The sequence below is a fragment of the Flavihumibacter rivuli genome (genome assembly GCF_018595685.2).
GTDB lineage: Bacteria > Bacteroidota > Bacteroidia > Chitinophagales > Chitinophagaceae > Flavihumibacter > Flavihumibacter rivuli.
Window position 1 is genome coordinate 1,781,048 of record NZ_CP092334.1, and the last position, 12,737, is coordinate 1,793,784.

At 46.6% G+C, this 12,737-nt stretch carries 6 protein-coding genes; 2 read left to right on the top strand and 4 right to left on the bottom strand.

Annotated elements, in window-relative coordinates; all coding sequences use genetic code 11:
* Window positions 1-2: 2 nt before the first annotated feature.
* From KJS94_RS07860 to KJS94_RS07875, 4 genes are all read right to left on the bottom strand, one after another.
* Window positions 3-1,340: a vanadium-dependent haloperoxidase gene (locus KJS94_RS07860; protein ID WP_214447765.1), complete on the bottom strand. Its 1,338-nt coding sequence runs from the start codon at window positions 1,338-1,340 to the stop codon at window positions 3-5.
* Window positions 1,337-4,912: a VCBS repeat-containing protein gene (locus KJS94_RS07865; RefSeq protein WP_214447764.1), complete on the bottom strand. Its 3,576-nt coding sequence runs from the start codon at window positions 4,910-4,912 to the stop codon at window positions 1,337-1,339. The genes KJS94_RS07860 and KJS94_RS07865 overlap by 4 nt, the downstream gene beginning before the upstream one ends.
* Window positions 4,913-5,037: 125 nt before the next feature.
* A complete protein-coding gene (locus KJS94_RS07870) occupies window positions 5,038-6,789 on the bottom strand; it encodes a RagB/SusD family nutrient uptake outer membrane protein (protein ID WP_214447763.1) in 1,752 nt (583 codons plus the stop codon).
* A gap of 34 nt (window positions 6,790-6,823) precedes the next feature.
* Window positions 6,824-10,018, bottom strand: a complete 3,195-nt coding sequence (locus KJS94_RS07875; RefSeq protein WP_214447762.1) for a SusC/RagA family TonB-linked outer membrane protein — start codon at window positions 10,016-10,018, stop codon at window positions 6,824-6,826.
* A 282-nt stretch (window positions 10,019-10,300) separates the two neighbouring features.
* Between KJS94_RS07875 and KJS94_RS07880 the strand changes: the two genes are divergently transcribed.
* On the top strand, window positions 10,301-11,275 hold the full coding sequence (locus KJS94_RS07880) for a Gfo/Idh/MocA family protein (protein ID WP_214447761.1): 975 nt from the start codon (window positions 10,301-10,303) through the stop codon (window positions 11,273-11,275).
* Complete coding sequence (locus KJS94_RS07885) at window positions 11,275-12,690, top strand: sugar transferase (RefSeq protein WP_214447760.1); 1,416 nt, start codon at window positions 11,275-11,277, stop codon at window positions 12,688-12,690. The genes KJS94_RS07880 and KJS94_RS07885 overlap by 1 nt, the downstream gene beginning before the upstream one ends.
* Window positions 12,691-12,737 lie beyond the last annotated feature (47 nt).

Consider the following 12,737-nt stretch of genomic DNA (forward strand, 5'->3'; position numbering starts at 1 on the left):
GTTTACCTGCTTGTTTTCCTGATGACCTCTTTACCGACCATTTCACCCAGCCTGGCTCCGCCCTCTACACCTGAGCGAAAATGAATACCGCCATATACCCTACTGATGGATGCTTCAGCAGCTGCTTCCCGGAATGATTTGAAATCCCTTTCCATGCCGATGTAGGCCTTATCACTATCATCATGGAAGGCAAAATTATCGCCAATCTCATGGGTAAGGACTTCTGCTGCCGAAGCAGAAATCACGCTATGCCCACTCGGGTATTCAGGGAAAGGAGGGGTTTGCAGAAAAGGATTCCATTTTTCTTCAATGGATTCGTTGATCACAGAGACTGGCCGGATCAATTGGTGGGCATATTTCTCTTCCCAACAGGCCACGAATCCGTCCATTAATGAAATGGCGGTGAGTGCCAGCACCCTTGCAGTTTTAACTGCATCGGCCTTAACGGACCTGGTCGCTATGGCCGCAATGCCCATCCAATGTCCGCCAGGTGTGATCTTCTTATTGGCGAACATCATATGTCCGGCATGCTCAATCACAAATGGGTTATCATCCCAATATTTAGCGATCGTCTTTTGCTCCTCAGTTAAGTTCTTTCCTATAGTATACACCTCATAGGACTCTTTATAGAACTTTGAACTCGTATCCATACTGAAAACCGGATGAGGAGGCGCTTTAAATTGAGATCCTGAATCGAGCGCAAAAGTCTTCATATCTCCCCAACAAGGTTCCACTGCATCCATATAGTCTGGTGGGGTGGGACGCCACTTGCCTGGTTCACGTGACCCGATAAACCTCGGCTTCCCCCTGGTCTGGGGATAATTATCCACTGCAGCCCTGGCAAGAATAACCTTACCTATGGTATCCCCAAATGAAAGGGAACGCTCATAGGTTTCCTTATCCAATGCATCCTCATACTTCTTTAACAATTCTGCTTCATATAGCTTAAGTGTATCGATCGAGAAAGTAAGCTTATAAGATACGGTCAGGAAGGCTTTCGTAGCTGCCAACATATAGTTGTATGACTTCCCCTTTTCAGGTTCAGGCATATTGGCAAAGCCTTTTAATGAAGCAGTAAGTGAAGGGCTTCCTGCCTTCTCATGCCTGATCGCTTCATAGCTTGCCAGGGTGGCATAGCTATAGATCCTTGATGCAACCGGCGGTGTGAAGACATCATAAATGATCAGGTCGGTTAGCTGGTTCAGGTTTTGCCTTAAAATCTCAGGATCATTCAGGCTGGCTGCTTCCTTTCCTCCCTGCTGTTTACAAGAGGCAAGGGAAATAATGGCCAGCAGAACGATTTGCCATTGTTTCATCAATGACCATTGAATTCTGTTCATGGGTTGTTGGTTATCTTTCGGGTTTGACCTTTAAAGTCACTAATAATTAATTCTTTGATATTACTGTTCAACGCTATACCCCTTCCTGATTGGGAAAGGAAGGAATATCCATAGTACAGTTCCTTTTTGGTTTTCTTTCCATCACTGGTGATGATCAGCACACTTGCATCAGTTGGCTTTAGATCAACCCAATTAGTCAATTTCCCGGTAGAGTACAGCTTTAGTATTCCGCGGTTTTGGGATCCCACTACCAAAGCCCTTCCGTCCGACATGCGCATATGAACCATCGCCTTTCCATTCCCGGGAATGAAGATTCCTGACTCCCAACTACTTAATGGTTCGAATCCGCCTTTACCATTGCCTTTCAATACCAAACCATTCATGGCATCATACCTTCCTATGGCCACTTCAGTACCGTAATCATTGGTGTTCATCAATACATCAAGATGACCATCACTATCGAAGTCTTCCACAATCATACCATTTACCATGGAGAGCTGCGCTTGCATCGGTAAAGCGCTAATGTTGAACTTACCCTTTCCATCATTGCGAAAGTAGCTTGTTTGGGTATTGCTGGCCTTAACCACCAGTGCTGTTTTCTGCCATTCCGGTAAGATCAACTTTTCCATAGGCTCATCAGCATATTTCTTGTAATTCTGGTACCTGGTCCTTAAACTGATCATCTGTTTAATGAGGTCGTCCCTTCCCTGGGCCGGGAAAAGTTTTCTTTGTCCGTCCCTATCCCTGAAATAGAGTGCCGGAATGGCATCATAGCTCTTATTGTTGTCGAAGTCACCGGCATATACCTGAATCGGATGTTGCTGATCTCCCTTGTAAATGGAGTTTGCACCCATATTCCCAACTATATAGTCAATATCACCATCTTCATCAAAATCACCGGGAGCAATACTATTCCAGAAACCCAACTCCTGCTGCACCCCGGTTTGGGTGGTAACATTCCGGAATACCCCCTTGTCATTCCTGATAAAGCTAAGCGGCATGAATTCACCAGCCAGTACCAGGTCCATCCATCCATCATTATCAAAATCTGACCAGACTGCATCACAAACCATCCCTATCCCATTGAACACTTCGGCCTCTTTATTGCCCAGGATGGAAAAGACTACCTTGCCACCCTTGGTATCATTTCGCAAAATATAGCTGGTTACAGGCTTGGGATAATGCCAGGGTTCAACCCGTCCGGCCAGGAACAGATCAAGGTCCCCGTCCCGGTCATAGTCTGCTGCACGCACACAGGATTTACTCGTTCTTATGTCAGGGATAGCGGTAGAATCCAATGAAAAATTTCCCTTTCCATCATTCAGGTAAAATTTATCCCTGTAACTCGCTGAATTGGCTTCATTCTCATAGCTTCCGCTGGCTGTGTACAGGTCGAGATCACTATCCCCATCTGCATCAAAAAGTACAAGGCCCATATCCTCCCAGTTTTTAATCACTGGGGTTGCACCTGGAAGCAGTTCTGCCAGCCTGAAAGAACCATCTGCCTGCTGGAAGGCTAGCTTTGCACTATAACCATAGGACCCGCCAATGACCAGGTCTTCACTCCCGTTACCGTCGAGATCACCTGCTGCCATAGCAGGACCATACTCCGATAGTTTATGGGGCAGCAACTTTTGAATATTAAAGTCACTAAAGTCAATTTCCTGATGGACAAAATCCTTCAGGTTGGCAGGCTGTTCAACGGTAAACAAAGGTTTAAAAGGTTGTTGTCCATACAAAGAGGACTTGGAACCGATGGCCTCAGCCTGTCTTACAGAAATTCGCCGATTCCCCGCCACATTCCTTAAGACTTGTATACTACCGTCAGGCCAGTATACTCTTAGCGAATCCACCATCATTACCTTGCCCAAACCAAAATGGGCAAGGGGTTCAACGGATGAGAGATATCCCCTGTAGGGGGTATGTTCATAGACCTGAACCTTACCACTGTCTGCATACAATTCCAGGTAGGCACCAAGTCCCTGCTTATTGTTTCCCTTTCCTTCGAATAGCACCTGCAGGTAATTACTGCTATTCTTCTTTCCCGCAACCTTGTTCTCATAGACCATTGCCGGTTGATTGGTATTATTGATCACCAGGTCAAGGTCCCCGTCATTATCAAGATCGCCATAGGCAGCACCACTGGAGAAGGTTGGCTCAGTAAGTCCCCAATCACTTGTCACATCCGCAAACTGGCAGTTGCCTTTATTCCGGAAGGCATAATTGGTCAGCTTCACTTCAGGTATCTGTTCCAGGATCATCTCCTTGGAAGCAATACTGCTGGCTTCCACGCGGTATGCCATAAAATCACGGTCGGTAATATCCTTGGGATAGCCATTGGTGATCACCATATCCCTCCAGCCATCATTATCAAAATCAGTAACCATAGGAGTCCAACTCCAGTCGGTCTGCGCAACATCCGAAAGGAAGGCTATATCACTGAAAATGGGATGCGGCACTGAGTCTTTACCATCATATACCATTCCCTGGTTCAATTGCAAGGTATTCCTGACATATTGGTACTGGTACCCGAACTCATCATTATTCAGGAAGTTCTGGTAACTGTTGGCCGGCATCATCATCTTCTTCCGGTAATTGAAGTCAGGAAGCATATCCACCGCAATGATATCCATCAGGCCATCATTATTGATATCAGCTACATCATTACCCATGGCTGAATAGGAAGTATGCTTAAAGTATTCTTCAGCTTTATTTGTGAAAGTTCCGTTCCTGTTATTGATCCACAAAAGATCATTGGTCAGGAAATCATTGGTCACATAGATGTCCTTCCAACCGTCCCTGTTAATATCAGTGATATTCAGTCCTAGCCCATATCCTTCAATCAATATACCTGCTTGCTTCGTTACATCAGTAAATACGGGATGTCCTTTTGCACTATCCCAATCATTGCGGTACAAACGATCATTACTTTCAGCAGATCCATCTGTTACCTTTTTCCTGTACTGGTTAGGATACTTTTCCTTGTCCAATTTATTGGTCAATACATACAGGTCAAGATCTCCATCATTATCATAATCAAAAAATGCAGAGTGGGTAGTATGACCGGTATCCGCTACATTGTAAGCAAGGGCCATGTCCTCGAAAACGGGAACCCCATTTTTATCCACTCCTTTATTGATGTAAAGGATGTTGGCCCTAGCAGATGCCTGGGGCTTAATAGAGGCCCCAACATAAAGGTCCATCAGGCCATCATTATTGATATCTACCGCCACCACCCCTGTAGACCATTTCCCTGCCCCATCTGCCTTTGCCATATCCGTTACATCACGAAAATGCAGGTCACCTTCGTTGAGGTAAAGTTTATTGGGCACACGATTGCCGGTAAAATAAATATCAGGAAGGCTATCATTGTTGAAATCTGCTATGGCAACCCCTCCGCCATTGTATACATACTCCAGGTCAATAATATTGATAGAATCATTTTCACCGATGGTATTGGCAAACCCTATCCCGGTATCCTCCGCATCAAGGAGGCGAAATACATTTGACCCGTCACCAGAGCAACCTTGCAATAGAATGATCAATAAGGCAAGCGAATAGAATGGTTTCATGAAGAGGTGTTAAAGAAAAAATCCAGACAATTTTCCAGGGAATAAACTTAAAAAGAAATGGGCAGAATCAATCTGCCCATTTACTTTTTTTCAGGTTTACTTACCTGCTATATGAATGCTTCAAATTAATAGTTAGGATTCTGCTTCAGGTATGACTGGCCTCCACTTGTATGCAGGTCAATCTGTGGCTGAGGAATCGGGAACACTTCATTCTTCCCTTTGGTGAAAGAAGCAGTACCATAAGCGGCTGGCAATTTAGCTTTCTCATAAGTGAGGAACTTATTCAGTTCTACATCAGCTACTCCCCAACGCACCAGGTCGAAGAAACGATGGCCTTCCATACCCAGTTCCAGTTTGCGCTCCATGCGGATGGCATTGGTTGCGAATGTTGCATCAGCAAATGAACCAGCAGGATAGGGTTTTACATCATATGTAACACCTGCACCGGGAACCACCTGAACAGCAGCCCTGGTCCTCACCCTGTTTACATATTCAAGGGCTTTAGCAGGGCTTCCGCCATTCATTTCACATTCTGCAGCCAACAACAATACATCGGCAAAACGCATGATCTTGTAGTTGATTGCAGTAAGACCACTGGCCCAGTTGGTACCATCGGTCAGCTTACCAGCCTGGCTCCTGTAATAAGCATTCTTCTTGGGAGCATAAGGACCACCATTACCCTGATCACGGATCCAGGCCTTGCCTGGGTGTGGACCCCAGTCAAGATAAGGAACACCACGACGGCCAACTGTCCAATCCAGGCGTGGGTCTACAGGACCAGCATCGGGAGTGAAGTCAACGGTTGATTCGATACCCTGGTCATTCTTGATCTGGTTAGCACCTGTATTGTAAGAACCATCCAGCAATGGAAGACCATCCTTGGTACGGAAGGAGTTCACAAATTCAAATGAAGGCTGGAAGAATCCGCAACATCCACCAGGTCCACCATTGTAGGGGAAGTTCAACACCTGGTCGTAGTTGGCGTTGTTTCCACCGGCACCATCATTCACTGATGCTTCATAAGCGAAAACAGACTCAGCACGAACTTCCGCTGCATTTTCCCTGTCAGCATTGAAGAGATCATGGAAGCCTGGAGCCAGGTTGTACTTGGTTCCTTCAGAGTTAGTACCATTATCGATTACATCAGTTAACAAGCCTCTTGCAGCAGCAATATCGCCAGTACCATTCCTGAACATCAGGGCCTTGGCATACATAGCCTTGGCACCCCAGTTGTTGATACGTCCCCTGGCACTAGGCTTTGCCACCAGGTTTTCGTAAGCAAACTTAAGGTCATCCAGGGTCTTGGTCCATGTACCGGCAAGATCCTCATTGGAAACTGTCCTGGCATTGGAAACGTTTACCGTTTCATCAATGAAAGGTACATTCTTCCACATCTTGATGGCTTCAAAATGGTAGAATCCACGGAGGAAGCGGGCTTCTGCGAGGATCTGCTTCTTATCAGCATCAGAGATATCAGAAGCAGACAGGTTGTTAGTGATACGAATGGTGGCATTGGTACGGGCAATACCCTCATACAGTGCACGCCATTTAACGTTAAAGTAGTTATTAACCGGAAGGCCAACATACTGTTGAATGGGAACGATATCGGCCTGGTCACCGGCATCGGAACCCTTATTGGCTTCACCGCCAACAATGCTTCCATATACCCAGTTGGAGCCACCGCCTTCCCAACCGATTCCTTTGAGGGCTGCATAGGAACCAATCAGGAACTGGTCCGCACCCTTTTTACTTTGAGCTTGCTGTTCTGTAAGCAGACCGGTGGTATCCTGCTCAAGGAAATCCTTGTTACAGGCCACTACTACCGCAATACAGGAAAGCGCTACCAGTGAAACTGAGATTATATTCTTTCTTACCATTTTACGAGTTTTTTGTTTTCCTAAATGCGTGTGATTATAGTCCAACGTTTATACCAAACAGGAACTGCTTGTTTACAGGGTAGTTACCTACGTCAACACCGAAGTTGGTATCCACACCACTTACAGCGGGATCTGTGCCGGTATACTTGGTGATAGTGAACAGGTTGGTACCCTGGATGAAGAGACGCAGCCTGTCCAGACCAAACCTCTTGATGGAAGACTCCTTGAAAGTATAACCAACCTTCAAGCTCCTCAGGCGGAAGTAACTGCCATCCTCTACATAATAAGAGTTCAACACGTTGTTGGTGCTAAAGTTAGAGATATTCTCAGCCCTTGGAACTGAGGTGTTCTTGTTTTCAGGTGTCCAGGCATCGAGCATACGGGAAGACTTACCAATTCCAGCGAAGGAAGGATAGAAGTCAGTGAACCACTTGGTAAAGTTCAGTACCTCGCCACCGGCTACACCATAGAACAGGGCTTCAAAATCAAAGCCTGCATAGAATACCCTGGCGTTCAAACCATAGGTGAAGTCAGGGTTGGGGTTGCCAATATAGGTCCTGTCTGCAGCAGTGATCGCACCATCGCCGTTAACATCGGCGTATTTGAAACGACCAGGGGCAGCACCATCTTGCGTGGGAGACTTAGAAACATCTGCATCATCAGCAAACAGTCCAATTACCTGGTAGCCATAGAAAGAAGAAACCGGCTGGCCCTTAGCGTTACGAACAACGCCACCACCAATACGGTTGGTAAAGGTTACATCAAAGAAGTCAGTACCTTCTGATACCTTGGTGATCTCATTCTTGTACTTGGTAAAAATACCGTCTACTTCAAAACGCACCTTACCGATCCTGTCGCGATAGGTTACCATCGCGTCAACACCGCCGTTCTTCATTGAACCGATGTTCACGAAAGGACGGGTAGCGTCACCCACTACTGCTGGAAGAGCGTCGCGGAACAGGAGGTCATCTGTCTTACGCTGGTACCAGTCGAAAATCACATCCAACTTATTGTTGAAGAAGGTACCATCGAAACCAATGTTAACAGTAGTATTGCCTTCCCACTTGGCAAATGGGTTACCAATGCTTGTAATCGCCAAACCAGGGGAGGTTGAAGTTTGTCCACCACCAATGTCATAACCAAAGGTAGCAGCAGCACCGGCAGCGTTGATCAGGTTGGATGGGCTGATACGGGAGTTACCCATCTTTCCCCAACCACCACGGATCTTCAGTTCGGTGATCCAGTCGATATTCTTCATGAAGTTCTCTTCAGTGATCCTCCAACCGAGTGAGAGGGCTGGGAACACACCATAACGGTTATCCTCGCCGAATACAGAGGCACCATCACGACGCAATGTTGCACTCAGGAGGTAACGGTCATCATAACTATAGTCAACCTTACCGAACTGGGAAAACAGCTTGGTGAGCGGCTGGCCACCACTGTTTACCAAACGACCATTGGGATCGGTGTTGGTAATGGTAACATAGTTAGGATCGATAGAGAATGGATTCAGACCCTGACCACTCAAGGTACGGGCATATCCATCAGCAATCGCTTCAATACCACCGATGAAGTTCACATTATGATCACCAAAATCCTGGGAGTACTTGATTGTATTGGTCCAGGTCCATCCGGCAACATTACCGGCGCCCTCGCCGAATGTGTAGTTACCTACGTTTTCAGAGTTCTCGTATGTCCTGTAGTTCAGGAAACGGTTCTGGAAGTAAACAAAGGAACCACCGAAGCTGGAACGGAAAGTGAAATGCTTGGCAAAATCAACCTCACCATAGAGGTTACCGAAGATACCTGCACTGAAGCCCCTGTTATCCTTGGAACGGATACGGCGGGCAACAGGCTGGGTGGAGTTGTTGAAACCACGGGCAGTTGTACCGGCATATCCACCACCCTCATCATACACAGGGATCAGCGGGTTGATGGTAAGGGCGAACATGATATCGTTCTCACCGGCAGGACCACCGATATTGGGGTTCTCCCTATGGGTGAACTGGAAGTTCTCACCGAAGCGTACATTCTTACCCACCTTGAATTCTGTATTCAGGCGGAGGGAGTAACGCTTAACGAAAGTGTTGATTACGGTACCACGCTCATCGTAGTAGCTGATACCTGCATAATACTTGGCAGCATCGCTTCCACCGCTGAAGCCAAGGGTGTGGTTCTGCAGCGGAGCGGCATCAGTAAGTGCGCCATACCAGTCGGTACCGGCCTTGTTGGCCTTGATCACCTGGTAAATGGGCCCCTTGTCGAAGTTTACATTGAACTTGGAAGGATCCAGTCTGGGATCATTAGCGGACAATCCAGACAAACCGTACTCATCACCCACTTTCAGGTAATCAGGCAGAACAGGTGTTGCACCTGCACCATACTGGGGGTGGGTAGTGGCCTGGCCAGCATTCTTCAATGCAGTCCATGTCATGTCGGCCTGCTGCTGGGGAGTCAGCATGTCAATTCCCTTACCGGGGTAGGTACGACCATAGGTCATGTCATAAGTTACCTTTACTCCCCTTCCGGTACGGCCCTTCTTGGTGGTGATCACAATCACACCGGCAGAGGCGCGGGCACCATAGATAGAGGCAGAAGCCGCATCTTTCAGTACCGTAGTACTTTCAATGTCATTGGCGTTCAGGAAGTCCACGTTGAAAGTGGGAATTCCATCCACAATGTACATGGGGTCGTTAGAGGTAAAAGAACCGAAACCACGGATCCTCACCTGGCTAACAGTACCTGGCTGTCCGGAGGTAATAACGGTCATACCGGGTACGCGACCCTGGAACTGCTGCTCAACGTTACCAGACTGCACCGCCTGGAGCTGTTCACCTTTTACGGTACTTACAGCACCAACGATGTTTTTCCTGGCCTGTGAAGAATAACCCGTAACCACCACCTCACTCAGACCGGCAGCTTCCTCGTCGAGTGCAATGGTTAAACTGGTTTGGGGGCCTACCACCACTTCCTTGGTCTTGAAACCAACACTACTGATAACCAGCGTGTTCTTTCCTTCAGGAAGGTTGATGGAGAAATTACCCTGGTCGTCTGTAGCGGTCGCAATAGTAGTGCCTTTGATCAATACGGTGGCACCCGACAAGGGAGTGTTGTTCTTTCCGGTCAATTTACCGGAAATCGCTTTTTGAGCGTTTGCATTGAGCGCGATCAATGCAAAGAGGATTGCAAGCAACTTGCCCAATATGGGCATCTTTGTTTGTTTTGGCATTGGCAATCAGTGTTTGGTTGTTACTTAAATTTTTAAAAAAGCAGTCGAGGTTAAATTTAACAAATAATTCTAGTTGAAAAGTCTTGGTGGATAATTTTTTATTATAAAGTGCTAAGATTTTAGCACCACTTTTTAGCAACCCTAATGTGTATACAATACATTAACAGTCAATTTAATGCACTAACAAACGTTTGTATTTTAACTGGGAGCCCCTTCTGTACCCATTGTTAAATTAGAAAGCATCCCACACCTTGATTATCTTTGGCGGCACAATTACATAATATGTTGAAAATCGGCGTTTTTGGTGTGGGTCACCTGGGAAAGTTCCACCTGAACAACTGGAAAGAGATCAAGGATGTTGACATCATTGGATTCTATGACCCCAATGACAGTATCGCTGCTGAAGTAATTGAAAAGTACCAGATCAAAAGATTCGCCACCCCCGCTGAACTACTGGACCTGATCGATGCAGCTGACATTGTTGCCCCCACCAATTTCCATTTTGAACTCTGCCAGATGGCCATCCGGAAGGGCAAACATGTATTTGTGGAAAAACCCCTGGCCAATACCATGGATGAGGCAAGGGAACTGGTAAAGCTGGTAAAGGAATCAAATGTCAAAATGCAGGTAGGCCATGTAGAGAGGTTCAATCCCGCCTTCCTGGCAACCAGGAACCTTGAACTTAACCCCATGTTCATCGAGGTCCATCGCCTCGCGCAGTTCAATCCAAGGGGAACAGAAGTAAGCGTTATCCTGGACCTGATGATCCATGATATTGACATTATACTCAGCATGGTGAAGAGTGAGGTGAAAAATGTATCTGCCAGCGGGGTTGCCGTAATGACGGACACCCCTGATATCGCTAACGTGCGGATAGAATTCAACAATGGCTGTGTGGCCAACCTTACCTCCAGCAGGATATCCATGAAGAAAATGCGCAAAATGCGCCTTTTCCAGAAAGATGCCTATGTGGGCATCGACTTCCTGAATAAAAAGACAGAAGTGATCAGGCTCAAGGGCGCAAAGGATGAGAACGTCTTTGAGTTCGATATCGACACTCCTAAAGGGAAGAAGACCATTGCTGTTGCCAATCCTCTTGTACCCGAGGTGAATGCCATTAAAATGGAACTGGAACAATTCAGGGACGCGATCCTGAACAATACCCCAACCATAGTTTCTGAGGTAGACGGGTTCCGTGCCATGGAAGTAGCCCACCAGATTCTCCACAAGATCCGGAATAACACTATCAATACCTGATGCCCCAACGCAACCAAGCATCTATATCACCCTTATTGTATGTACTATGCGATTATCTCGCAGCCTTCCTGGTCTGGTTCATTTTCTTCCTGATCAGGAATAACCTTTTAGGCTTCCCCCTGGTACAAAACGGACGACTCTTCCTGAATGAAGGCTTCCTGCTTGGGCTCGCCATCCTGCCTTTTGCATGGGTAGGTTTTTATTACCTGATCGGGAGCTATAGGTCCTTATATAAAAAATCAAGGCTTCAGGAGTTTACCACTACAGTAATAGCCAGCCTGATCGGCTGCACCATTGTATTCTTTGGGATCGTGTTGAATGATGAGCAAAGGACCCTTTATTATTATTATTCTGCTTTTGCAAGTTTTCTCTTCCTTCAAACCAGTATTACCTTCCTGGGAAGGTGGTACCTGTTGCAGCGGGCCAAATCACAACTGCTAAACGGGAGCATCCGGTTCAACAGCCTGCTCGTTGGGGAAACCGCCATAGCAGAGCGGATATTCAGGGAAACCAGGTCACAATTGAAAAACGGTGGCTATACCTATGTTGGGTACCTTTCTGACTCCCCCAATAGCCTTTCACAATCCCTGCCCCACCTGGGTAGGACCGATGAACTCCAAAGGACCATAGCCAACAATGACATTGACCTGGTAGTGGTAGCCATAGAACCTGCCCAAACCCTGCAAATCGAAAAGATCATCCAGGCCCTTAGCGACAAGGAAGTGGAAATAAAAATGATCCCCAGTACCTTGAATATTTTATCTGGTTCCATCAAAACCGATAATGTCAATACTCCCCTGCTTGCTGATATCCAGACGGGACTGATGCCTATCTGGCAACAGAACATCAAAAGGTTGATTGATCTTATGGCGGCGCTCCTCGGTTTGACATTGCTGTTTCCTTTTCTCTTGTATGTTGCTCTTAGGGTAAGGTTCTCTTCCCCGGGTCCCATTTTGTTCAAACAGGAAAGGATAGGTTTCAAAGGCAGGCCCTTCACTATCTACAAATTCCGGTCAATGGTCGAGAATGCAGAACCTAACGGTCCAGCCCTTTCCTCACAAAATGACCTCCGGATCACCCCCTGGGGCAGGACGATGCGCAAATGGCGTTTTGACGAATTGCCGCAATTATGGAATATCCTGGTTGGCGAAATGAGCCTGGTTGGTCCAAGGCCAGAAAGAAAGTTTTATATCGACCAGATCATTCAAAGAAACCCCTACTACAAGTACCTGTTAAAAGTAAAACCGGGACTGACCTCATGGGGTATGGTCCAATTCGGCTATGCAGAGAACGTTGACGAGATGGTAGACAGGATGCAATATGACCTGGTATACATTGAAAACATATCATTGGCACTGGACCTTAAGATCATGGTACATACCATTCGTATCATACTTTCAGGAAAAGGAAAGTAAATAGTATTCCTGGCACACTTACCAACCACCTGCCTATCAAAATATCT